The following is a 21945-nucleotide window of genomic DNA, read 5'->3' as shown; positions in this document are numbered from 1 at the left end:
GTTTACGGTCCATCGCGACGCCACCGGGGGGCCGGCGGCGTACTGATCACGCCTTGGCCTGCTCCATCAGCACCACGAAGCGGTCGAACAGCGGGCCGACATCGGTCGGGCCCGGCGACGCTTCCGGATGGCCCTGGAACGAGAACGCCGGCACGTCGGTGCGGGCGACACCCTGGTTGGTGCCATCGAACAGCGAGCGGTGGGTCACGCGCAGGGTCGGCGGCAGGGTCGCTTCATCGATCGCGAAGCCGTGGTTCTGCGAGGTGATCATCACCCGGCCGCTGTCCAGGTCCTGCACCGGGTGGTTGGCACCGTGGTGGCCGTGGCCCATCTTCATGGTCTGCGCGCCCGAGGCCAGGCCCAGCAGCTGGTGGCCCAGGCAGATGCCGAAGGTCGGGATCTTCACGTCGATGAAGGTCTTGATCGCTTCGATGGCGTAGTCGCACGGTTCCGGGTCACCCGGGCCGTTGGACAGGAACACGCCATCCGGCTTCAGCGCCAGCACTTCGGCGGCCGGGGTCTGTGCCGGCACCACGGTCACTTCGCAGCCGCGCTCGGCCAGCATGCGCAGGATGTTGGTCTTCACGCCGAAATCGTAGGCCACGACCTTGTACTTGGCCGGCACGCTGACGAAGGCATTGGCATCCAGGTCCAGCTGGCCCTCGGTCCAGGTGTAGGTCTTCTCGGTAGTGACGACCTTGGCCAGATCCATGCCCTTCAGCCCCGGGAACTTGCGGGCGGCTTCCAGTGCCTTTTCCACGTCGATGTCGCCGGCCATCAGCGCACCGTTCTGCGCGCCCTTCTCGCGCAGGATGCGGGTCAGCTTGCGGGTGTCGATGCCGGCGATGGCAACCACGCCACGCTGGATCAGCCAGTCCTGCAGCGACACCTGGCTGCGCCAGTTGCTGGGGCGACGCGGAACATCGCGCACGATCAGGCCGGCCGACCACACCTTGGACGCTTCATTGTCCTGGTCGGTCATGCCGGTGTTGCCGATATGCGGATAGGTCAGCGTGACCATCTGCCGGGCGTAGGACGGGTCGGTCAGCACTTCCTGGTAGCCGGTCATGGCGGTGTTGAACACCACCTCACCGACGGACAGGCCGGGCGCGCCTACGGATTCGCCCTCGAATACGGTGCCGTCTTCGAGGACGAGGATTGCGGCTTGGGTCACGGGAATCTCACTTTGGCTACCGAGGGGGCTGCCGAAGTCACGCCTGCGCTTCACGGAAATCCGGTTGCAAAAAAGCGCGGACGTGCGGTCTGGGACCGGTCCGGCTTTCGTGATTCGGCGAGTGCGAATTGTAGCGCTGCCGGGGCGCTCGCGCCAGCGGTTATCGCGCTTCATGAACGGGCGATTGCGCATTCATTTCAATCCGGCGGCGTATGCGGGCCGGAGGTGGGGTCGGATCCTTTCCCGAATCGGAAAGGCTCTGACCCCAGGCGCCCTCGGATGGGGTCAGAGCCCTTTCCGCAGGAAAGGGATCCGACCCCAGGAATCAGCCCGCCTTACTGCAGCAGGTCCCGTACCCGGTAGCTGCCCGGGGCGCGGCCCTGCAGCTGGCGGGCGGCGAACAGGGCGCCGCGGGCGAAAATGTCGCGGTTGGTGGCCCGATGCACCAGCTCGATGCGCTCGCCCAGACCGGTGAACTGCACCAGGTGCTCGCCCACGATGTCACCGGCACGCAGGCTGGCGTAGTGCGGCTCTGCCCCGCCCCGCTGCGCGGCCGCGCCCAGGGTCAGTGCAGTGCCCGACGGCGCGTCCTTCTTCTGGGTGTGGTGCGATTCGACGATGTCACAGTCCCAGCCGGCCAGCGCCTGCGCCGCGCGCTCGACCAGCTCGTCCAGCACCGCCACGCCCAGGCTGAAGTTCGAGGCCCAGACCAGCGGGATCCTCGCCGCCGCCGCCTCCAGCGCCTGGCGCTGCGTGCTGGAGATGCCGGTAGTGCCCGAGACCAGCCCCGCACCACGTTCCACGCACAGTGCCAGCATCGGGTCGAAACCCTCCGGCAGGCTGAAGTCGATCGCCACGTCGAATGCCGGCGCACCGGGCAGCTCGCTGGCCGCGAAGAACGGTACGCCATCGACCACGCGCTGGGCCGGCGCACGACCCGTCACCGCAGCGGCGATCTGCAGGGTTTCGGGATGTTCGGCGGCCAGCCGCAGCAGGGCCTGGCCCATGCGCCCGGAGGCACCGTGGATGAGCAATCGCAGGGGAGTCTGGTTCATGCCTGCAGGCTAGCGGCAGCACGCCCGCTCCGGCAAGCGCCATCGCTGCTACGCTGCATGCCCTTTCATGCAATGGATGGCAGTTCCCTCATGCAGATCAGTGAACAGCTGGTGCTGGTCACCGGTGCCGGGCGCGGACTTGGCCAGCACATCGCCCGCGCCTTCGCCGCGCAGGGCGCGCGCGTCATCATCAACTACCACCGAAGCGAAGGCGCTGCACGTGCTCTGGCTGCCGAGCTGGGCGGACAGGCGATCGCGCTGCCGGCCGATGTCACTGAGCGCGCCGAGGTCGATGCAATGCTGCAGCACGCCCTCGCCCACTTCGGCCAGGGCGTCACCACCGTAGTCAACAACGCACTGGCAGCGTTCTCGTTCAATGGTGATGCCCGCGACGGCGCCGCCGACATCGGCTGGCCGGCGTTCCAGGCGCAGTTCGAGGGCAGCGTGCGCGGCGCGCTGAACACCGTGCAGGCCGCCCTGCCCGGCATGCAGGCCCGTCGCTTCGGTCGGGTGATCAACATCGGCACCAACCTGTTCCAGAATCCGGTGGTGCCCTATCACGACTACACCGCCGCCAAGGCCGCACTGCTGTCGCTGACCCGTACCCTGGCCGGCGACCTCGGCCCGCATGGCATCACCGTGAACATGTTGTCGGGCGGCCTGCTGCGCACCACCGATGCCAGCGCCGCCACCCCGGAAGCAGTGTTCGACTACATCGCCGCCAACACGCCACTGCGCAGCGTCACCACGCCGGCCGAGTTCGCCGATGCCGCGCTGTTCTTCGCCAGCCCCTGGTCGCGCGCGGTGACCGGTCAGAACCTGGTGGTCGATGGCGGGCTGGTGCGGGACTGAGTCGATGCGCATCTCCGAAGTCAGCCGCCTGACCGGCGCCAGTGCCAAGGCCATCCGCCTGTACGAGGCGCGCGGACTACTGCCGCCGGTGCCACGCCTGAACCGCTATCGCGACTACAGCGAACAGGACGTGGCCTGGGTGCAGCTGATCCGTCAGGCACTGGGGCTGGGCATCACCCTGGCCGCGATCTCACGCCTGCAGGGCCGCGATGGACGGCTCGACTGGCCAGCGGTACTGGCCTTGCTGGAGCAGCAGCGCGGCCGCATCGCCGACGAGCGGATGCGGCTGGCACAGGTCGAGCGCGACCTGCAGCTGGTCAGCGACGAACTGCAGCAGTGGCTGCACTCCGGCAGCGGCGACTGCATCCTGGAACCCAGCGGCTGCACCACCCCGGTTTGACTCTGCCCCTGGGGCAGACCCCAACCTCGCGCACTTTCCATTGCCCGAGGTTGCCGTGTCCCGTTCCATCCTGATCCTGCTCGGCCATCCCGACCGCGACAGCCTGTGCGGCGCCCTCGCCCAGCGCTACGCCACCGCCGCCGAGAACGCCGGTCACCAGGTACGCCTGATCGCGCTGGGTGACCTCCAGTTCGACCCGGTACTGCGCCACGGCTACCGTCAGATCCAGCCGCTGGAAGCCGACCTGCAGGACGCCGCGGAAGCGATCGAGGCCTGCGATCACCTGGTGCTGGTCTACCCCACCTGGTGGGGCGCGATGCCGGCACTGCTGAAGGGCTTCTTCGATCGCGTGCTGCTGCCGGGGTACGCCTTCCGCTACCGGCGCGATTCGGTGTGGTGGGACCGGCTGCTGGCCGGGCGCAGCGCGCGGGTGATCACCACGCTGGATACGCCGCCCTGGTACTACCGCTGGATCTACCGCGACCCGGGCGTCGCCCAGATCCGCGCCACCATCCTGCAGTTCTGCGGCATCCGCCCGGTGCGTGTCAGCCGCCTTGGCGCTGTACGCAGCAGTACAGCGGCACAACGCAGCAAGTGGCTGGCGCTGGCGGCGGACCTGGGCTCACGCGCCTGGTAGATCCACGCCATGCGTGGATGAAATGGTGGCCAGTGTTCCGCGTGTCGCGTTTGCCAATTGACCGCCAGGCACCGCGCCTCAAGGCTGTGCCCCCCCTGTTCCGGCCCGGGCAAAGCCCATGAAATCCTCGACTGTCTTCAGCAAGTGCGCCAGGAAGACCGGCTTTGCCGGGACCACGACTACCCGCTACCGCTTGCTGGATGACGCCCTGCTTGTCGTGAATCACCAGCGTGCCAGCGAAAGCCGGGGTTTCTATGTGAATGCTGGACTCTACTTTCCAGAGCTGCTCGAGCATCCCCTCGCACCTGACGATCTTGAAACGGCTTTCAGGTACCGCTCCAGCATTCCCACGCCCCACGTCGACTGGCGGATCGAAGAGACACCAGGCCTGCGCCGGGCCTTCATCCAGCAGGATCTTGAAGACCTGCTGCAGGCTGGTAACCGCGACGGACTGAAAGGCCTGCTGCTCGATGCCCTTGCCGACGTGGCCGGCTTCGCGGCAACCCATGGGAACCGGGAATCGGTGCGGCGATTGAATCGGGATGGACGCTTCCGGGCGATCATCCGCAGAGAGGTCTGAACCCCGGAAGCGTGCGAACCAAGGTTCGCACCCACCAGCGCAGGAGAAGCAGCGTCAGTGCCGCTTCGGCGGAGTCGGCCCGCAGCTGTCGCAACCGCCACAGGCGCCACCACTCCCGCTCGCCGGCGGCGCGACCTTCCGCCCCAGCGCCTGCAGCCAGGCAGCACGGCCCGGCTTCAGCAGGGCCAGCGCCAACGCACCGCGCAGCTTGCGCACGGTACCGGGGAACTGCTTCTTCAGCACCACCCAGGCACTGACCAGCACGGCCACCGCGATGATCAGGTACTGGATCAGCAGGCCGGCATCCATCAGCCGCCTCCCAGCGCCCTGGTCACCTGGTAGGTGATCAGGGCGGCCACGTAGGCCGCCGCGAACAGGTAGAACGCAGCGAAGCCCATCTGCTTCCACGAGTTGGTCTCGCGCTTGATGGTGGCCAGCGTCGAGATGCACATCGGGGCGTAGATGTACCAGACCAGCAGCGACAGTGCGGTGGCCAGCGACCAGCCATCGCTGATCAGCGGGGTCAGTGCTTGGCTGGCGGCATCGTCATCGGCTGCCGACAGCGCATACACGGTGGCCAGTGAAGACACCGCCACTTCACGCGCGGCCAGGCCCGGGATCAGCGCGATGCAGATCTGCCAGTTGAAGCCCAGCGGCGCGAAGAATGCCGCCATCGCATGGCCGATCTGGCCGGCGTAGCTGTAATCGATCGCGGGCATGGTGGCCCCCGCCGGCGCTGCCGGGAACGACAACAGCACCCAGAGCAGGATGGTCAGCGCCAGGATGATGCCGCCAACGCGCTTGAGGAAGATCATGCCGCGCTCGTACAGGCCGACCGCCAGGTCACGCACGTGCGGCAGGCGGTACGACGGCAATTCCAGCATCAGCGGATGCTCGCTCTTGTCGCGGCGCCACTTCTTCATGATCCACGACATCGCCAGCGCGCTGAGGATGCCGGCCGCGTACAGGCCGAACAGCACCAGGCCCTGCTGGTTGAACACGCCCCATACCGTCTTCTGCGGAATGAACGCACCGATCAGCAGCGCGTACACCGGCAGGCGTGCGGAACAGGTCATCAGCGGCGCCACCAGGATCGTGGCCAGGCGGTCACGCGGGTCCTGGATGCTGCGCGTGGACATGATGCCCGGCACTGCGCAGGCGAAGCTGGACAGCAGCGGGATGAACGAGCGACCGGACAGGCCGGCAGCGGCCATCATGCGGTCGAGCAGGAACGCCGCACGCGGCAGGTAGCCGGATTCCTCCAGCACCAGGATGAAGAAGAACAGGATCAGGATCTGCGGCAGGAACACCACCACGCCACCGACACCGGCGATGATGCCGTCGGTCAGCAGGCTGGCCAGCGGGCCTTCCGGCAGCACGCTGCCGACGAAGGCGCCGAGCCAGGCGAAACCGGCCTCGATGGCGTCCATCAGCGGCGTCGCCCAGGCGTACACGGCCTGGAAGATCAGGAACATCACCACCGCCAGGCTGACCAGGCCGAACACCGGGTGCAGCAGCCAGCGGTCCAGCGCGTCGTCGATCTTCGCGGTCCGCGCCGGCATGCGCACGGCCACCGACAGGATCTCGCGCACCTTGGCGTGGTAATCGATGCCACCTTCCGGGCCCGGCACCGGTGCATCCAGGTGCGGGACCATCGCATCCAGGCGTTCGACCAGGGCCCTGGCGCCCTGCTTGCGCACCGCCACGGTCTCCACTACCGGCACGCCCAGCTCGCGCTCCAGCGCGGCCACGTCCACCTGGATGCCACGGCGCTGGGCCGCATCAACCATGTTCAGCGCCACCACCATCGGCTTGCCCAGCTCGCGCAGTTCCAGCGCGAAGCGCAGGTGCAGGCGCAGGTTGGTGGCGTCGATCACGCACAGCAGCACATCCGGCGCGGCTTCGCCCGGGTAGAAGCCCCGGCACAGGTCACGGGTGATCGCCTCGTCCAGGCTGGCCGGATGCAGGCTGTAGGCGCCCGGAAGGTCGAGTACCGCGAACTCGCGGCCGGACGGCGCACGCAGACGGCCTTCCTTGCGCTCGACGGTGACGCCGGTGTAGTTGGCAACCTTCTGCCGGCTGCCGGTCAGCTGGTTGAACAGTGCGGTCTTGCCGCTGTTGGGGTTACCGACCAGCGCAACGCGCAGGGGGGCGGTAGTGGCAGTAGCAGTCATGCGCGTCGTTCCTGGCTGGCGGCGTCGACCACGACCCGCTTGGCTTCACTGATCCGCAGCGCGAAACGGGTGAACCCGACCTGCACCAGCAGCGGCTCTCCCCCAACCGGACCCTTGGCCACCAGGCGCACTTCCTCGCCCTTCACGAAACCCAGCTCGCGCAGGCGACGGGCGATGGCATCGTTGGCATGCAGGTCCTGCACGGACTCGACCACGGCCGAGGTGTGCAGCGGCAGTTCGGACAGCGTCATCTAGCGTGTTCTCTGCTGGATGTAAATGGTTCTCGATTCTAACATTCCCGCGTCGCGTCATGGCCCATGACCAATGGCCCGCTATGATCCATACAGGTATGGAGTGACCCTGGAATCCCATGAACGATGCTTTGCAGATCGAGCGCAGCGGCGCCGTCCTCACCCTCTGGCTGAACCGGCCGGAGCTGCACAACGCCTTTGACGCCGGGCTGATCGCCCGGCTGACCGCCGCACTGGAGGCCGCCGGCCACGATGCTTCGGTGCGCGCGGTGGTGCTGGCCGGCCACGGCGCCTCCTTCTCGGCCGGTGCCGACATGCAGTGGATGCGCGGCATGGCGGCAGCCAGCGAAGCCGATAACCGCGAGGACTCGCTGGCCCTGGCCCGGCTGATGCGCACCCTGGACGAGCTTCCCAAGCCGACCCTGGCCCGGGTCCACGGCGCGGCCTTCGGTGGCGGCGTCGGCCTGGTCGCCTGCTGCGACATCGCCATCGCCAGCACCTCGGCCCGTTTCGGCCTGACCGAAAGCCGCCTGGGCCTGCTGCCGGCGGTGATCTCGCCCTATGTGATCGAAGCCATCGGCCCGCGCCAGGCCCGTCGCTGGTTCGCCACCGGCGAGCATTTCGACGCCGACACCGCGCTGCGCATCGGCCTGGTCCACCAGCTGGTCGAGCCCGAACGCCTGGACGAGGCCGTGCAACGCCAGCTGGCCCTGCTCGACAAGGCCGGCCCGATCGCCTCGTCCACCGCCAAGCAACTGGTCCGCCAGGTCCGCGACAGCCATGACCGCGACACCCTGGATCGCGATAATGCCGCCCTGATCGCGCGCCTGCGGGTGTCGGCCGAGGGCCAGGAAGGTCTGGGCGCCTTCCTCGACAAGCGCGCCCCCCATTGGGTCACGGAAGCCTGAACATGCTCGATCATCTTGGTTTGACCAGCGCCGACCTGGCGCGCAGCAAGGCCTTCTTCCTGCAGGCACTGGCGCCACTGCAGATCGGCGTGGTGATGGAAGTGACCGCCGAACAGACCGGCGCGCACGACCACATCGGCTTCGGCGGCGACGGCAAGCCGTTCTTCTGGCTTGGCAATGGCGGCACCGCCAGCCATGGCGTGCATGTGGCCTTCGCCTGCGCCAGCCGCGACCAGGTGGACGCCTTCCATGCCGCCGCCCTCGCCGCCGGTGGCCGCGACAACGGCGCCCCGGGCCTGCGCCCGTGGTATCACCCGGACTACTACGGCGCCTTCGTGCTGGACCCGGATGGCAACAACATCGAGGCGGTCTGCCACCGCCCTGCCAATGGGGCAACCGCATGAGCGACTACGTCCGCATCGTCGAGGTCGGGCCGCGTGACGGCCTGCAGAACGAAAAGCAGTCGGTCTCCACCGGCGACAAGATCGAACTGATCAACCGCCTGTCGGCCACCGGCCTGCGCAGCATCGAGGCGACCAGCTTCGTCAGCCCGAAGTGGATCCCGCAGCTGGCCGATGCCGCCGAGGTCTACGCCGGCATCCAGCGCCGGCCCGGCATCCACTACCCGGTACTGGTGCCGAACGAACAAGGCTACGACCGCGCCCGTGCGGTGGGCGTGGAGGAAGTGGCGGTGTTCACCGCCGCCTCCGAGGCGTTCAACCGCACCAATACCAATGCCGGCATCGACGAGTCGCTGGCCCGCTTTGAACCGATCCTGCGCCGTGCTTCCGCCGATGGCGTGCGCGTGCGCGGCTACGTCTCCACCGTGCTCGGCTGCCCCTACCAGGGCGAAGTGCCGCTGGCTGATGTGGTGCGCGTTGCACGCGCCCTGCACCAGATGGGCTGTTACGAAATCTCGCTGGGCGACACCATCGGCGTCGGCACCCCACGCAAGGCACGGGCGATGCTGAAGGCGGTCGCTGCCGAGATTCCGATGGAAGCACTGGCCGTGCACTTCCACGACACCTACGGCCAGGCCATCGCCAACATCGCCACCTGCCTGGAAGCAGGCGTGCGCGTGGTCGACAGTGCGGTGTCGGGTGCCGGCGGCTGCCCGTATGCCAAGGGCGCCAGCGGCAACGTCGCCAGCGAAGACGTGGTCTACCTGCTGCAGGGCCTCGGCCTGGACAGCGGCGTGGACCTGCCGGCACTGGCCGAGACCGGCCGCTGGCTGGCCGGCCTGCTCGGCCGCGCCACCGCCAGCCGCACCGGGCAAGCGCTGGCCGCCGCCGGTTGACCGCCGCACTGCGCCGCCCCGCAAAGGCGGCGCAGTGCACAACAGCGGCGGTCGCGGCTTCCGTTAGAATCGGCGGTTCTCGAACCTGCAGGACCGTTCAATGCAGCTGTCTTCCGTACGTGCCGTGATCACTGGCGGCGTCTCCGGCCTCGGCCTGGCCGTGGCCCAGCACCTCGTCGCCCAGGGCGGCAAGGTGGCCCTGTTCGACCTCAACGACGACAAGGGCGCTGCCGCCATTGCTGGGCTGGGTGCCGACAAGGCCCGCTATTTCAACGTCAACGTCAGCGATGAGGCGGCGGTGACCGCGGCCATCGACCAGGCCCACGATTTCCTCGGCGGCCTGAACGTGGCGATGAACTGCGCCGGCATCCTGGGCGCCGGCCGCGTGCTGGGCAAGGAAGGCCCGATGCCGCTGGCCGGCTTCCAGGGCACGGTGATGGTGAACCTGGTCGGCAGCTTCAACGTGGCCAAGGCCGCTGCCAACCGCATGCAGCACAACGAGGCCGGCACCGACGGCGAGCGCGGCGTGATCATCAACACCGCCAGCATCGCCGCCTATGAAGGCCAGATCGGCCAGGCCGCGTATGCCGCCAGCAAGGGCGGCGTGGTCTCGATGACGCTGCCGATGGCGCGCGAACTGTCGCGCTTCGGCATCCGCGTCAACACCATCGCCCCGGGCGTGTTCTGGACACCGATGGTCGACGGCATGCCTGAGGCCGTGCAGCAGTCGCTGGCCGCCTCGATTCCGTTCCCGTCGCGCCTGGGCAAGCCGGAAGACTTCGCCAGCCTGGTCGGCTTCATCCTCGGCAACACCTACCTCAACGGCGAGACCATCCGCCTGGACGGCGCTACCCGCCTCGCTCCGAAGTGATTCCCCCCCGGGCGCCGGGACGGCGCCCTCCCCCAACGACCTAGATCACCATGAAAGCCAACGACATCAAGAAGGGCAACGTCGTCGAGTACAACAACGGCGTGTACCAGATCCGCGACATCGAGCGCAGCTCGCCGCAGGGTCGCGGCGGCAACGTCCGCTTCCGCTTCATCATGTACAGCGTGCCGGGCGGCAACAAGCTCGACGCCAGCTTCGATGCCGACGACAACCTGGTCGAGGTCGAACTGCTGCGCCGCCAGTCCACCTATTCGTACAAGGACGGCGACGCCTTCGTCTTCCTCGATGACGAGGACTACACCCCCTACACCCTGGATGCGGACGTGATCGGCGACGACGCCGGCTACATCACCGACGGCCTGACCGGCATCTACGTGCAGGTCATCGACGAGCAGCCGGTGGCGATCCAGCTGCCGGCCTCGGTGGTGCTGGAAGTGATCGAGACGCCGCCGGAACTGAAGGGTGGCACCGCCACCAAGCGCCCGAAGCCGGCCAAGCTCAACACCGGCATCGAGATCATGGTGCCGGAGTACATCGTCAACGGCGAACGCGTGCTGGTGAACACCGCCACCGGCGAATTCGCGGGCCGTGCCGACTAAGCGCCTCGCGCTGATCGGCTGCCTGTCCCTGCCTGCGGCGTGTTCGCCGCAGGCAGGCCATCGGATGTAGCAGTCGTGTAGCAACGAGCCCACGCACGGCTGCTGTGCGTTGGACAGGGACTGCAGCCGAGCGTGGCTCGGCTCTACAGGTAGCTTACGGCTGCTTCGCGCCGAAATTGCCGCAGCCGTGGTACTGGCGGGTGCCGATGGTCAGGTTCACCTTGGCCTCGAACGCCTCGCCACTCATGTCGTCCTGGCAGATCGTGCGCTGGAAGCTGAGCTTGACGTCGGTGCCATCAGACGCCTTGCCACTCCAGCCGTCAGCACCTGCGGTGGGCTTGGCGACATCGAAACGACGCTCACCGTAATCTACTTCCACCTGCAGGCCCGGCGTGTCGCCGTCGACAACCGCCAGCCAGCCCGGCTCATTGCCGGTGGCACGGAACGCGGCATTGCCGGCGCTGCCATCGCCTTCAGTGGCTTCGACTGCATGGCACTCGCGATCGGCTTCGCCCTTCAGGCTCAACAGGCCGTCATCGCTGCCCTTGGTCCAGAAGCTGTTGCCCTTGCCATCGCCGTACTTGGCACCCGACGCCGCACGCTCGGAGCTCATGGCGAAGGTGCGTTCGCCGATCACCACCGTGGCCGCATCCTCGCCATTGAAGGTCGCGCGCACGCTCAGATCACCACACTGGTAGGTGGTCTCGCTGCCACCTTCGGTGCTGGCGCTCGGCTGCGGCGCGGCAGGCGCGGCATCATTGCCGCTCGCAGCGGGCGGCTGGGCCGGCTGGCACGCGGCCAGCACCAACCCGAGGGAGGCTGCCAACAGACTGGGAACTACACGCATGGCTCGACTCCTTGTCGACACTACAGAGAGGCTCGACCCTACCACCTGTCGGTGAGCGGGGCCTGAAAGCGGCCTGACCGCACTCATGCGGCCAGTACCGCCATCGACAACAGCTGCGCGCCGCTTTCGCCGGAACTGCAGGTCCACACCCGCAGCAGGCGCAGTTTCAGCTCGCGCTCCTGGCCCTGCCCGCGCACCGACAAGCGCACGTCGCTGGACAACAATGCCAGGCGTCCGCACAGCAGCGTTTCCACCGCGTACGACTGCAGGCTGCGCACGTGCAGGTTTCCGGCCAGCCAGTCGCCCAGCCACGGCAGGTCGAGCAAGCGTCCGCCCTGCCCGTCCATCATGAACAATGCCGGCGATACCAGCGCGGTCAGCGCATCGTGGTCGTCATCCAGCAATGCCTGCCGCAGGCGCTGTTCCAGCGCTGCCAACTGCCGCTCATGCAGGTCTTCAACGATGTCCCGTTCCATCCACGGATCCTTCCGGCATCGGCCGGCGCCTGCGCAGGCGTTGCGCGATCCACTGCCGCGCGCCCTGCACCACTACATAGAAGACCGGCACGAAGAACACCGCCAGCACCGTCGCACTGACCATGCCGCCGAACACACCGGTTCCAATCGCCTGCTGGGTTTCCTTCGACGCGCCCTGCGCCAGCATCAGCGGCACCACGCCCAGCGCGAATGCCAACGAGGTCATCACGATCGGCCGCAGGCGCAGCCGCGCCGCCTCCAGCGCCGCTTCAACCAGGCCGCGACCCTGCTGCTGCAGCTGGCGCGCGAACTCGACGATGAGGATCGCGTTCTTCGCCGACAGCCCGATCACGGTGATCATGCCGACCTTGAAGAACACGTCGTTGGGCATGCCCCGCAACAGCACCGCAGCAACCGCACCGAGCAGGCCCAGCGGCACCACCAGCATCACCGCCAGCGGGATCGACCAGCTCTCGTACAGCGCCGCCAGCACCAGGAACACCACCAGCATCGACAACAGCAGCAACCACGGCGCCTGCGCACCGGACTCCCGCTCCTGCAGCGACTGGCTGGTCCACTGCAGGGCAAAACCGGACGGCAGCTTCTCCGCCAACCGCTCCATCTCCGCCATGGCCTGGCCGGTCGACACGCCGGAGGCCGGTGCGCCGGACAGGTTCAGCGCCGGGAAGCCGAGATAGCGCTGCAGCTGCAGCGGCGCCTCGGTCCAGTGCGGCGTCACCAGCTCCGACAACGCCACCATGCCGCCTTCGCTGTTGCGCACGTACAGCCTCAGCACATCCTCCAGCTCCATCCGGTGGGGTGCATCGGCCTGCAGGATCACCTGCTGCAGCCGCCCCTTGTTGGGGAAGTCGTTGACGTACTGCGAGCCCATCGCCGCCGACAGCGTGCTGCTGATCTGCTCGAACCCCACGCCCATCGCCTCGGCCTTGGCGCGATCGATGTCCAGCCGCACGCTGGTACCTGCCGGCAGGCCATCGGCATGCACCTCCGACAGCAGCGGACTGGCCTCGGCCAGCTTCAGCAGCTGCTGCAGGGCCGCACGCAGTTCGGCCTGGCTCTGCCCGGTGCGCGCCTGCAGCGCCAGCGAGAAGCCGGACGAACGGCCCAGGCTGTCGATCGCCGGCGGCATCACGCTCATCACCTCGCCCTCGGCAATCGTCGCCATCGCCTTCTGCGCGGCCTCCACTTCGCCGGCCGCGGTGGCCCCTGCACGCTCGCCCCAGTCCTCCAGCATCGTGTAGGTCAGCGCCGCGCTCGGGCCGGAACCGGAGAAGCTGTAGCCGAGGATCGACTGGTTGGAGCCGATGCCCGGGCGTGACGCCACGTGCCGTTCGTAGGCTTCGACCACGGCCAGCGTGCGTTCGGCGGTGGCTTCGGCCGGCAGCTGGATCGAGGTCATGAAGTAGCCCTGGTCCTCTTCCGGCAGGAAGGCGCCCGGCAGCCAGTGCAGGCCCAGCAGCAGCGCCGCCACCAGCGCGGCGAACACGCCCATGACCCGCCCGCTCCGCTGCAGCACCGACGCCACGCCACGCTGGTAGCGCCCGGTCATCCGTTCGAAGCCACGATTGAAGGCGCCGAACAGACCGCCCCGACCATGGTGGCCATGGGTGTTCGGGCGCAGCAGGGTCGCGCACAGCGCCGGCGTCAGGCTCAATGCCAGCAGCGCCGAGAACAGGATCGACACCGCCATCGCCACGGTGAACTGGCGGTAGATCGCACCCACCGAGCCGCTGGCCAGCGCCATCGGAATGAACACCGCGGTCAGCACCAGGGTGATGCCGATCACCGCACCGGTCAGTTCGCGCATCGCCTTGATGGTGGCCTCGCGCGGCGGCAGGCCTTCCTCGGCCATGATCCGTTCCACGCCCTCGACCACCACGATGGCGTCGTCGACGATGATGCCGATCGCCAGCACCATGCCGAACATGGTCAGCACGTTGATCGAGAAGCCCAGCGCCAGCATCACCGCGAAGGTGCCCAGCAACGCGATCGGTGCGACCAGTGCCGGAATCAGCGTGTAGCGCCAGTTCTGCAGAAACAGGTACATCACTGCGAACACCAGCAGCATCGCCTCCAGCAGCGTCTGCACCACCTTCTGGATCGAGATCTTGACGAACGGTGCGGTGTCGAACGGAATGCTCGACTCCACGCCGCGCGGCAACAGCGGCGCCAGGTCGGCCATGCGCTCGCGCACCGCCGACGCGGTGCGAACCGCGTTCGCGCCAGGACGCAGCTGCACGCCGGCGGCGGTGGCCGGATGGCCATCCTCGCGGGTGCCCCAGGCATAGCTCTGCGCGCCCAGTTCAACGCGGGCGACATCGCCCAGCACCACCCGCGAGCCGTCGGCCCCGGCGCGCAGCACGATGGCAGCGAACTGCTCCGGCGTGGACAGCTGGCCATCGGCACTCAGCGGCACGGTGATGCGCTGGCCCGGAACACCCGGCGAATCGCCGATGCGCCCCGGCGAGATCTCCAGGTTCTGCTGCTCGATGGCAGCGGCCACGTCACCCATGGTCAGCCCATAGCCGGTCAACCGGGTCGGGTCCAGCCACACGCGCATCGCCTGCTCGGCACCGAACAGCTGCACGCGGCCGACGCCATCGATGCGGCGCAGCTCCTCGATGATGTTGCGCGCCATGAAGTCGCCCAGTGCGGCCTCGCTGACGCTGGCATCCGGCGAACGCAGGCCGACCAGCATCAGGAAGCCGGAATCGGCGGCCTCCACGAACAGGCCGTTCTGGCGCACGCTGCGCGGCAGGCGCGGCTCGATCGCCTTGATCCGGTTCTGCACGTCCACCTGCGCCAGCTCCGGGTTGGTGCCCGGCTTGAAGGTGGCGGTGATCGAGGCTTCGCCGGAGGTGTCCACCGACGACTCGAAGTACAGCAGGTGCTTGACGCTGGACAGCTCGCGCTCGATCAGGCCGACCACCGCGTCATTCAGCGTCTGCGGGCTCGCACCCGGGTAACTGGCGTAGATGCTGACGCTGGGCGGGGCAACCGCCGGATAGCGCTCCACCGCCAGCCGCGGGATCGCCAGCACACCGGCCAGGATGATGAAGATCGCCAGCACCCAGGCGAACACCGGGCGATCGATGAAGAAACGTGCCATGTTGGATTTTCCTGGAGGGACCGGCCCGGTAGAGGCTCAGCCCTTGCTGCCGGCCTGCACCGCGCCGGCGCTGGCGACCGGCATCTGCCAGTCGCGCGCATCGACCACCACGCCTTCCTGCAGGCGTTCCTGGCCTTCGACCACCACCTTTTCGCCCGCCTTCAGGCCGGTGCGCACCAGCCATTGGCGATCGACACTACCGTCCACTTCCAGCGTGCGGATCACCGCCTTGCCATCGCCACCGATCACCCAGGCATAGGCCTGGCCACCGGCACTGCGCAGCACGGCCTGCTGCGGCACGGTCAGTGCGCTGGCCGGCGCACCCCGCGGCACCTTCGCGCGCACGTACATGCCGGGCAGCAGCTGGCGCTGCGGGTTGTCGACCAGGATGCGCAGGATCACATCACCGGTGCGCGCATCGACGTTGATGCCGGAGAACAGCATCTGGCCACGTTCGGGCAGCGGCTTGCCGGCCGCACCGATGATCGTCACCGGCAGCTCGCCGCCACCGGCACTGCGTTGCAGCGACTCGAGCTGCGCCGCTGGCTGGCGCACATCGACGTAGACCTGGTCGATCTGCTGCACCACCGCCATCGGCTCGGCATCGGCCACGCCGACCAGTGCACCTTCGGTCACCAGCGCCTGGTCGATGCGACCGGCAATCGGTGCACTGACCGTTGCATAGCGCAGGTCGAGCTGGCGGCGGGCCAGGATCGCGCGCGCCTCGTTCACCGCGGCACGAGCCTGTTCGTACTCGGCACTGGCATCGTCGCGGTGCTGCTGGCTGACCGCCTGCGCGGCCGCCAGCGCATGCAGGCGCTGTGACTGCACGCGGCTGCGGCCCAAGGCGGCCTCACTGCGCTGCAGCGCGGCCAGTGCCGAGTCGACATCGGCACGGAACGCCGCCGGATCGATCTGGAACAGGGCCTGGCCGGCGCGCACTTCCGCACCCTGCTCAAACAGCCGGCGCTGCACGATGCCGCCCACCTGGGCACGGATCTGTGCGGTGCGTACGGCGGCCACGCGGCCGGGCAGTTCGTCATCGCGCTGTACGACCTGCGGGCCGACAGTAACCACGCTGACGCGCGGTGCCGCTTCGGGCGTGGCTTCGGGGGCGGAGCAGGCCGTCATGGCCAGGGCGAGGGCCGCGATCAACGCGACCGGAGTCCTGAAGGTTCTCATTGCTGTGCACAATGCCGCGCGGGCGGCTGATAGGTTCTGAAGCGTGCAGTCTGCGGGGCGATGATGGGGTTTCGATGGAGGAACTGTGGAGATACGATGGAGGCAAGCACCTTAAGGCCCCGCCCCTGCATGCATGCCTCCCCTGCCCTCGCCGCCCTCGTCCTGATCGTCGAGGATGAGGCCGAGATCGCCGATATTCTTACCGCCTACCTGGAACGCGAAGGACTACGCACCCTGCGTGCCGCCGATGGCCACAGTGCACTGGACCTGCACCGCAGCGCCCGCCCCGACCTGGTCCTGCTCGACGTACAACTGCCGCGGCTGGATGGCTGGAGCGTACTGACCCAGCTACGCCAGCGCGGCGAAACGCCGGTGATCATGCTGACCGCGCTGGACCAGGACCTGGACAAGCTGACTGCGCTGCGCATGGGCGCCGACGACTACGTGGTCAAGCCGTTCAATCCAGCCGAAGTGGCAGCGCGCGTGCGCGCCGTGCTGCGGCGTACGCTGCGTGGCTCGCGCGTGGACGCACCGACCGCACTGCGCGCGGGCCCGTTGCTGATCGACTCGGCCACCCATGCCGTGCATGTGGAAGGCGACGGCTACAGCCACGAAGTGCTGCTCACCCTCACCGAGTTCAAGCTGCTGCACTGCATGGCGCTGGCGCCGACCCGCATCTTCAGCCGCAGCGAACTGATGCACGAATGCCTGCCGGAAAGCGAGGCGCTGGAGCGCACGGTCGACAGCCATGTCAGCAAGCTGCGCCGCAAGCTGGATGAAGTGGGCATGGTCAATGTTCCGGCCAGCGTGCGCGGTGTCGGCTACCGGTTGATGGCCGACCGCTGATGGCCCGCCTGCGCCGCTCCGGGCTCAGTCGCCACATCATCGTCTCGATGTCGCTGATGGTGATCGGCGTCATCGTGATGATGATCCTGTCATCGTGGCTGCTGTACGCGGTGCTGGTCGAGTTCTTCCCCGGCAGTGCCGAAGAGCCGGAAAGCTGGCTGCCGACCGGGCCGGAGCTGGCATGGATGGTCGGGGTGATCCTGACCGGCCTGGCACTGGCCATCGCCGCCTCGTTCCGCCTTGCCCACCGCATCCTGTCGCCGTTGAATTCGCTGGTCGACAGCGTGCGCGCGCTTGCCGGCGGCGACCTCGGTGCGCGCGCCAGCGCCCAGGAAAACTCGCCCGGCGAAGTGGCCACCCTGGTCGAGGATTTCAATGCGATGGCGCGCCGCCTGCAGCACATGGAGAGCGAGCGTGCGATGTGGCATGCGGCCATTGCCCATGAACTGCGGACTCCGGTGACGATCCTGCGTGGTCGCCTGCAGGGGCTGGCCGAGGGTGTGTTCCAGCCAGACGAATCCCAGTTCCGCAGCCTGCTGGCACAGGTCGAAGGCCTCTCACGCCTGATCGAGGATCTGCGCGTGTTGAGCCTGTCCGACAACGCGCGGTTGGACGTACGCCGCGCGCGAACCGACGTGGTGGCCGAAGTGCATTCGGTGATGACCCTGGTCGACCCGCAGTTCCGCGCCGCCGGCTTCGTGCTGGAGCTGGAAACCAGCCGCGAGGAACACAACGCGCACTGTGACCCGACACGCTTGCGCCAGGCCCTGCTGGCACTGCTGGAGAATGCGCGCCGCTACGCCAGCCCGGGCAAGGTGCGGATTGCCGTGCACGACACGCCCGGACACGTGCAGGTGGCGATCGAGGACGAAGGCCCGGGCATCGACCCGGAACTTCACACCGACATCTTCACTCCGTTCATGCGCGCCGACGGCTCGCGCTCCCGCCAGGGCGGCGGCAGCGGGCTGGGCCTGGCGGTGGTCAAGGCCATCGCCGATGCACATGGCGGCCGCGTCTACTGCACGCCCGGCAGCGCCGGCGGCAGCCGCTTCGTCATCGAGCTTCCGCGCCAGTAGCGGGCGTGGCTGCCTGTTCCCGCAGGCGTGCGCCGAGCGCGGCGAGGTTGGCATCGATCGCATCCATCTCGTTGCGCTGGCCCGCCGGCAACTGCTGGCGCAGCTGCACGCGCAGCGCCTGCCAGGCCGGCACCGCCTCTGCGCTGGCAGTGGCAACCGCTTCGGCCAGCACCGCCTGCTCATCGGCAAGCGGCAATCCGTAGCCATCGTCGACCAGCAGCGTACCCGGGCGCAGCCATTGCCCACCCTGCTCCAGCAGCTGGCGCAGGCCGCGCGTCTCGGCACTGTCCGGTGCCGCCAGCAGGCGCCGTTTCAGCACATCGCGCGCGCGCAGTTCGGCGCGGCGTTGCGCAGCCTGTTCCAGCAGCAGCAGCCCGGCGCTGGCACGCAGGTCACCCTGCAGCAGCCAGGGCGCACGCTGCTGTGCGGGCAGCTTCAGCCAGGCGCGCACATCGCGCACCGGCAGATCCAGCTGCGAAGCCGCCACATCGAACAACTGCTGGTAATGGTCGCGTGCCGAGGCGAAGTAGTAGCCCTGCGCCTGCGCGGAATCCCGATCAGCCAGCACCTGCTCATCCAGTACCTGCAATCGCGCCAGCCGACGCTTCAACCCGCGCGGACTCAGCTGGGCCAGCCCGGCCTCCCCCAGGCGCGGCACGCCCGCCTGCAGCAGCTTTGCGGTTTCCACCGCGCAGTTGTTGCTGACGAAGTAATAGCGCCCGTCGTAGCTCCAGTGCACCTGTGCAGTGCGCTCGAGCAGGCCGGCGATCTCGCCGGGCGACAACTGCAACGGCAGCGACTGCAACCCACGCAGTTCCACCTTGGTGTACTCGTCCACCACCTGCTGCAGCGGCAGCACGAACAGGCGCGAGGGATAGCCGCCGGTCAGGCCACGCCAGTTGGAAATCTGCACATCACCTACGAATGCGCGGAACGACAGCACGCGGTGGTACTCCAGGTCCAGGCGGCAGTCTGGCCCCGGCGCACGGCCCGGCCGGCAGATCACCAGCCGCAGCATGCTGTGCCCCCAGCGGCTCATCGGCTGCGCACTGCCTTCGGCGAACAGGTAGTCCACGGCGTAGACGCGCGAAGGATCGAGCTGCAGCAGCGATGCCGCACCCTCTTCCGATTCGGCCTGCAGCAATGGCAACGTGGCCGCGCAGTGCGACTGCGGCAGCGATGGCGGGGTTCCGAAATGGGCCTGGTACCACTGCGCCAGCGCCGGGCGCCGGCAGGCAAACTCGCTGTCGAGCACGAAATGCTCGGCGTTCACTGCCAGGTACTCGGCCGGATCCTTCAGTTCATAGGCATCCGGACTACGGTCACGGAAGTTGTTGCCACCACGGCCGAGATGCCAGGGCTTGCGCTGCCATCCGGCCAGGTCGCGCCAGCGCGCACTGCGCGACCAGTTCGCGCCGCTACGGTCTGCAACATGGGTCAGTTCATGCACCAGCGCGCTGCGTCGTGCACGGCGTGCGCCGGGCACGGCATCATCCAGCAGCTCGCGACGCAGGTCGATGCGGCCGGCGAAAGCGCGACCATGCACATCGGCCGGCAGCTGGTCGCTCCAGCGCACCTGCACGTGTGCTGGCAATGCGCGCAGCAGGCCATCTGGCAGCAAGGACTGCACGTCGGCCAGGGTCTGCATCGCCACCTGCTGCTGTGCAGGGCTCAGCCCTTCCGGATCCAGGCGCAGGTCGCTGCTGGCATGTGCGGCCGGAACGGCCAGCAGTAGAGCCAGGCCATGCCTGGCTGCGTTCCGTGCAGATGTCATGGCGTTGCCAGCCAGCGGCCGGCACTACCCGGGATCAACGCGCCAGCAGCGCGCGGGCCAGTTCCAGGTCGCTCTGCTGCTGCGCGGCAGCGCTCTGCTCACGCAGGTGGACCAGCGCGGCCTGCAGGCGGGCGCCACGGATCTGGCCGTCGCTGGCGATGAACGCGGCGGCATCGTCGCGTGCGGCCTGCACCACCTTGTCGTCGCCCGAGCTGCTGGCCGAAGAGCCCGACGATGCACCGGTGGCGGAACCGGCCGAGGTGCCGGCGAAGCTGGAAGCGAAGCCGGCCAGCGGCAGGGACAGCAGGGCGAGCAGCAGAAGCGGACGGGTCATCGGTTCGAAGCCGGTTGTGAGGATGCGTGGAGCGTAACGGGTGCGTGAAGGATTTGCCCGGCTCAAACGTCGAACAGCTTGCCGGGATTCAGCCGCGCTTGGGGATCGAACGCACGTTTGACCGCCTTCATCAGGGCGATCTCGGCCGGGCCGCGGGTGCTGTCCAGGTAGCCCTTCTTGACCAGGCCGATGCCGTGTTCAGCCGAGATGCTGCCATCGAACCGGGCCAGCACCTGCGCCAGCAGCTTGGTCACATGCTCGCACTGCGCCACGAAATCGGCGTCGCTGGTGTCATCGGGCTTGAGCACGTTGATGTGCAGGTTGCCGTCACCGATATGACCGAACCACACCACATCGAAGTGCGGGTAGGCCTGCCCGATCAATGCCTGGGTCTCGGCCAGGAACGCCGGCATCGCCGAGATCCGCACCGAGACGTCGTTCTTGTAGGGCTTGTAGCGCGCCAGCGATTCGGTGATGCCTTCGCGCAGGCGCCACAACTGGGCGGCCTGGGCATCGCTGGCACTGATCACGCCGTCGCTGACCCAGCCGTTGCCCATGCAGTCCTCGAAGGCCGCCATCGCCGCCGCTTCCTGCGCTTCGTCGTTGGCGGCGAACTCGGTGACCACGTAATACGGGTGCACCTCGTCGAACGGTGCCTGCGCACCATGCGCCAGCACGTGCTCCAGCGCGCGATCAGTGAAGAATTCGAAGGCCTGCAGCTGCAGCCGCGCGCGGAACGCGGCGAATACCTGCATCAGCACTTCGAAGCTGGGCAGCGCCAGCAGCATCACGTTGCTGGCCGGCGGCGGATCGGTCAGCTTCACCGTCGCTTCGACGATCACGCCCAGCGTGCCTTCCGAACCGATCAGCAGCTGGCGGAAGTCATAGCCGCTGGAGTTCTTGATCAGGCCCTTGTTGAGCTCCAGCAACTCGCCACTGGCGGTGACCACCTTCAGTCCGGCGATCCACTCGCGGGTATTGCCGTAGCGGATCACACGGATGCCGCCGGCATTGGTGGCGATGTTGCCGCCGATCGTGCACGACCCGCGCGCGGCGAAATCCACCGGGTAGATCAGGCCGTGGTCCAGCGCGGCGTTGTGCACGGCTTCCAGCGGCATGCCGGCCTGCACCACCAGGGTGCGATCGACCGCGTCGTAGGCCAGCGCCTTGTTCATACGTTCCAGGCTGAGCACCAGCTCGCCGTTGGCGGCCACCGCGCCCCCGGAAAGGCCTGTGCGGCCACCGGACGGCACCACGGCCACGCCCTCACCTGCGCTCCAGCGCATTACCGCCTGCACTTCCTCGACCGTGGCCGGCAGTGCGATCGCCAGCGGCGCCGGCGTCCAGCGCCGGGTCCAGTCGCGTCCGTAATGCTCCAGGTCGGCCGGGTCGGTCTTCAGCTTCAGGCCGGGACAGGCCTGCTGCAGCGAGGCAATGCGGGAATCGGTCATGACGGTCCAGCGC

General features: G+C 68.1%; 23 protein-coding genes. 11 read left to right on the top strand and 12 right to left on the bottom strand.

The window, feature by feature from the left end; genetic code table 11:
- Positions 1-46 precede the first annotated feature (46 nt).
- The gene (gene carA / locus AC5P78_RS18995; protein ID WP_005413213.1) at positions 47-1174 is read right to left on the bottom strand and encodes a glutamine-hydrolyzing carbamoyl-phosphate synthase small subunit; all 1128 of its coding nucleotides are present in this window, start codon (positions 1172-1174) and stop codon (positions 47-49) included.
- Positions 1175-1509: 335 nt separating this feature from the next.
- A complete protein-coding gene (dapB, locus tag AC5P78_RS18990) occupies positions 1510-2229 on the bottom strand; it encodes a 4-hydroxy-tetrahydrodipicolinate reductase (RefSeq protein ID WP_005409480.1) in 720 nt (239 codons plus the stop codon).
- A 90-nt stretch (positions 2230-2319) separates the two neighbouring features.
- Between dapB and AC5P78_RS18985 the strand changes: the two genes are divergently transcribed.
- The 4 genes from AC5P78_RS18985 (at position 2320) to AC5P78_RS18970 (ending at position 4698) form a co-directional block, all read left to right on the top strand.
- The gene (locus AC5P78_RS18985) at positions 2320-3081 is read left to right on the top strand and encodes a 3-oxoacyl-ACP reductase (protein ID WP_414486345.1); all 762 of its coding nucleotides are present in this window, start codon (positions 2320-2322) and stop codon (positions 3079-3081) included.
- A gap of 4 nt (positions 3082-3085) precedes the next feature.
- Positions 3086-3481, top strand: a complete 396-nt coding sequence (locus AC5P78_RS18980; protein ID WP_012480067.1) for a MerR family transcriptional regulator — start codon at positions 3086-3088, stop codon at positions 3479-3481.
- 55 nt (positions 3482-3536) lie between these two features.
- A complete protein-coding gene (locus AC5P78_RS18975; RefSeq protein WP_012480066.1) occupies positions 3537-4118 on the top strand; it encodes an NAD(P)H-dependent oxidoreductase in 582 nt (193 codons plus the stop codon).
- A 118-nt stretch (positions 4119-4236) separates the two neighbouring features.
- Positions 4237-4698 (top strand): DUF4304 domain-containing protein, encoded by a 462-nt coding sequence (locus tag AC5P78_RS18970; protein WP_012480065.1) that lies wholly within the window; start codon positions 4237-4239, stop codon positions 4696-4698.
- Between the two features lie 54 nt (positions 4699-4752).
- Here the strand turns inward: AC5P78_RS18970 and AC5P78_RS18965 are convergent, their stop codons facing one another.
- The 3 genes from AC5P78_RS18965 to AC5P78_RS18955 are packed head-to-tail and all read right to left on the bottom strand — an operon-like array spanning position 4753 to position 7123.
- Positions 4753-5007 (bottom strand): DUF6587 family protein, encoded by a 255-nt coding sequence (locus tag AC5P78_RS18965; RefSeq protein ID WP_005409475.1) that lies wholly within the window; start codon positions 5005-5007, stop codon positions 4753-4755.
- On the bottom strand, positions 5007-6872 hold the full coding sequence (feoB, locus tag AC5P78_RS18960; protein WP_005409474.1) for a ferrous iron transport protein B: 1866 nt from the start codon (positions 6870-6872) through the stop codon (positions 5007-5009). Before feoB ends, AC5P78_RS18965 begins: the two co-directional genes overlap by 1 nt.
- Positions 6869-7123 carry a FeoA family protein gene (locus tag AC5P78_RS18955; RefSeq protein WP_005409473.1) on the bottom strand — a complete coding sequence of 85 codons (255 nt, stop codon included), beginning with the start codon at positions 7121-7123 and terminating at the stop codon, positions 6869-6871. The genes feoB and AC5P78_RS18955 overlap by 4 nt, the downstream gene beginning before the upstream one ends.
- Before the next feature lie 119 nt (positions 7124-7242).
- Here AC5P78_RS18955 and AC5P78_RS18950 point away from each other — a divergent pair, with 119 nt between their 5' ends.
- The 5 genes from AC5P78_RS18950 (at position 7243) to yeiP (ending at position 10816) form a co-directional block, all read left to right on the top strand.
- Entirely contained in the window at positions 7243-8031 is a 789-nt protein-coding gene (locus tag AC5P78_RS18950) for an enoyl-CoA hydratase/isomerase family protein (protein ID WP_005409472.1), read from the top strand.
- A gap of 2 nt (positions 8032-8033) precedes the next feature.
- Positions 8034-8435: a VOC family protein gene (locus tag AC5P78_RS18945; RefSeq protein WP_138969617.1), complete on the top strand. Its 402-nt coding sequence runs from the start codon at positions 8034-8036 to the stop codon at positions 8433-8435.
- Positions 8432-9328, top strand: coding sequence for a hydroxymethylglutaryl-CoA lyase (locus AC5P78_RS18940; RefSeq protein ID WP_099484312.1), 897 nt, complete (start codon positions 8432-8434; stop codon positions 9326-9328). The genes AC5P78_RS18945 and AC5P78_RS18940 overlap by 4 nt, the downstream gene beginning before the upstream one ends.
- A 100-nt stretch (positions 9329-9428) precedes the next feature.
- Positions 9429-10199 (top strand): SDR family oxidoreductase, encoded by a 771-nt coding sequence (locus AC5P78_RS18935; RefSeq protein WP_005409469.1) that lies wholly within the window; start codon positions 9429-9431, stop codon positions 10197-10199.
- A gap of 50 nt (positions 10200-10249) precedes the next feature.
- Positions 10250-10816: an elongation factor P-like protein YeiP gene (gene yeiP / locus AC5P78_RS18930; protein WP_005409468.1), complete on the top strand. Its 567-nt coding sequence runs from the start codon at positions 10250-10252 to the stop codon at positions 10814-10816.
- Between the two features lie 154 nt (positions 10817-10970).
- Here the strand turns inward: yeiP and AC5P78_RS18925 are convergent, their stop codons facing one another.
- From AC5P78_RS18925 to AC5P78_RS18910, 4 genes are all read right to left on the bottom strand, one after another.
- Positions 10971-11663 carry a COG3650 family protein gene (locus tag AC5P78_RS18925; RefSeq protein ID WP_024958335.1) on the bottom strand — a complete coding sequence of 231 codons (693 nt, stop codon included), beginning with the start codon at positions 11661-11663 and terminating at the stop codon, positions 10971-10973.
- Positions 11664-11746: 83 nt separating this feature from the next.
- A complete protein-coding gene (locus AC5P78_RS18920) occupies positions 11747-12139 on the bottom strand; it encodes a nuclear transport factor 2 family protein (RefSeq protein ID WP_005413199.1) in 393 nt (130 codons plus the stop codon).
- Positions 12120-15269 carry a multidrug efflux RND transporter permease subunit gene (locus tag AC5P78_RS18915; protein ID WP_138969618.1) on the bottom strand — a complete coding sequence of 1050 codons (3150 nt, stop codon included), beginning with the start codon at positions 15267-15269 and terminating at the stop codon, positions 12120-12122. The genes AC5P78_RS18920 and AC5P78_RS18915 overlap by 20 nt, the downstream gene beginning before the upstream one ends.
- A gap of 36 nt (positions 15270-15305) precedes the next feature.
- The gene (locus tag AC5P78_RS18910; protein ID WP_024958332.1) at positions 15306-16451 is read right to left on the bottom strand and encodes an efflux RND transporter periplasmic adaptor subunit; all 1146 of its coding nucleotides are present in this window, start codon (positions 16449-16451) and stop codon (positions 15306-15308) included.
- A 129-nt stretch (positions 16452-16580) separates the two neighbouring features.
- Here AC5P78_RS18910 and AC5P78_RS18905 point away from each other — a divergent pair, with 129 nt between their 5' ends.
- Both AC5P78_RS18905 and AC5P78_RS18900 read left to right on the top strand, forming a co-directional pair.
- On the top strand, positions 16581-17297 hold the full coding sequence (locus tag AC5P78_RS18905; RefSeq protein WP_005413196.1) for a response regulator: 717 nt from the start codon (positions 16581-16583) through the stop codon (positions 17295-17297).
- Positions 17297-18373, top strand: a complete 1077-nt coding sequence (locus AC5P78_RS18900) for an ATP-binding protein (RefSeq protein ID WP_005409462.1) — start codon at positions 17297-17299, stop codon at positions 18371-18373. The genes AC5P78_RS18905 and AC5P78_RS18900 overlap by 1 nt, the downstream gene beginning before the upstream one ends.
- Here the strand turns inward: AC5P78_RS18900 and AC5P78_RS18895 are convergent.
- From AC5P78_RS18895 to AC5P78_RS18885, 3 genes are all read right to left on the bottom strand, one after another.
- Positions 18351-20147 (bottom strand): DUF7844 domain-containing protein, encoded by a 1797-nt coding sequence (locus AC5P78_RS18895; RefSeq protein WP_414498526.1) that lies wholly within the window; start codon positions 20145-20147, stop codon positions 18351-18353. The genes AC5P78_RS18900 and AC5P78_RS18895 overlap by 23 nt on opposite strands.
- Before the next feature lie 34 nt (positions 20148-20181).
- Positions 20182-20481 carry a DUF2388 domain-containing protein gene (locus tag AC5P78_RS18890; RefSeq protein ID WP_005409460.1) on the bottom strand — a complete coding sequence of 100 codons (300 nt, stop codon included), beginning with the start codon at positions 20479-20481 and terminating at the stop codon, positions 20182-20184.
- 62 nt (positions 20482-20543) lie between these two features.
- Entirely contained in the window at positions 20544-21932 is a 1389-nt protein-coding gene (locus tag AC5P78_RS18885; RefSeq protein ID WP_024958330.1) for an FAD-binding oxidoreductase, read from the bottom strand.
- Positions 21933-21945: the final 13 nt, after the last annotated feature.

This window comes from Stenotrophomonas sp. YJH_SMC_133, from assembly GCF_059370655.1.
Note: the sequence above shows the minus strand (reverse complement) of the source record. Positions and strands in the feature narration are given on the sequence as shown.

Coding starts and splice junctions, on each gene's coding strand:
- AC5P78_RS18910 (WP_024958332.1), bottom strand. CDS start 16,451: ATGAGAACCTTCAGGACTCCGGTCGCGTTGATCGCGGCCCTCGCCCTG.
- AC5P78_RS18890 (WP_005409460.1), bottom strand. CDS start 20,481: ATGACCCGTCCGCTTCTGCTGCTCGCCCTGCTGTCCCTGCCGCTGGCC.
- AC5P78_RS18940 (WP_099484312.1), top strand. CDS start 8,432: ATGAGCGACTACGTCCGCATCGTCGAGGTCGGGCCGCGTGACGGCCTG.
- AC5P78_RS18925 (WP_024958335.1), bottom strand. CDS start 11,663: ATGCGTGTAGTTCCCAGTCTGTTGGCAGCCTCCCTCGGGTTGGTGCTG.
- AC5P78_RS18980 (WP_012480067.1), top strand. CDS start 3,086: ATGCGCATCTCCGAAGTCAGCCGCCTGACCGGCGCCAGTGCCAAGGCC.
- AC5P78_RS18955 (WP_005409473.1), bottom strand. CDS start 7,123: ATGACGCTGTCCGAACTGCCGCTGCACACCTCGGCCGTGGTCGAGTCC.
- AC5P78_RS18920 (WP_005413199.1), bottom strand. CDS start 12,139: ATGGAACGGGACATCGTTGAAGACCTGCATGAGCGGCAGTTGGCAGCG.
- AC5P78_RS18945 (WP_138969617.1), top strand. CDS start 8,034: ATGCTCGATCATCTTGGTTTGACCAGCGCCGACCTGGCGCGCAGCAAG.
- AC5P78_RS18985 (WP_414486345.1), top strand. CDS start 2,320: ATGCAGATCAGTGAACAGCTGGTGCTGGTCACCGGTGCCGGGCGCGGA.
- AC5P78_RS18885 (WP_024958330.1), bottom strand. CDS start 21,932: ATGACCGATTCCCGCATTGCCTCGCTGCAGCAGGCCTGTCCCGGCCTG.
- feoB (WP_005409474.1), bottom strand. CDS start 6,872: ATGACTGCTACTGCCACTACCGCCCCCCTGCGCGTTGCGCTGGTCGGT.
- AC5P78_RS18895 (WP_414498526.1), bottom strand. CDS start 20,147: ATGACATCTGCACGGAACGCAGCCAGGCATGGCCTGGCTCTACTGCTG.
- AC5P78_RS18935 (WP_005409469.1), top strand. CDS start 9,429: ATGCAGCTGTCTTCCGTACGTGCCGTGATCACTGGCGGCGTCTCCGGC.
- AC5P78_RS18915 (WP_138969618.1), bottom strand. CDS start 15,269: ATGGCACGTTTCTTCATCGATCGCCCGGTGTTCGCCTGGGTGCTGGCG.
- AC5P78_RS18950 (WP_005409472.1), top strand. CDS start 7,243: ATGAACGATGCTTTGCAGATCGAGCGCAGCGGCGCCGTCCTCACCCTC.
- dapB (WP_005409480.1), bottom strand. CDS start 2,229: ATGAACCAGACTCCCCTGCGATTGCTCATCCACGGTGCCTCCGGGCGC.
- AC5P78_RS18905 (WP_005413196.1), top strand. CDS start 16,581: ATGCATGCCTCCCCTGCCCTCGCCGCCCTCGTCCTGATCGTCGAGGAT.
- AC5P78_RS18965 (WP_005409475.1), bottom strand. CDS start 5,007: ATGGATGCCGGCCTGCTGATCCAGTACCTGATCATCGCGGTGGCCGTG.
- AC5P78_RS18970 (WP_012480065.1), top strand. CDS start 4,237: ATGAAATCCTCGACTGTCTTCAGCAAGTGCGCCAGGAAGACCGGCTTT.
- AC5P78_RS18900 (WP_005409462.1), top strand. CDS start 17,297: ATGGCCCGCCTGCGCCGCTCCGGGCTCAGTCGCCACATCATCGTCTCG.
- yeiP (WP_005409468.1), top strand. CDS start 10,250: ATGAAAGCCAACGACATCAAGAAGGGCAACGTCGTCGAGTACAACAAC.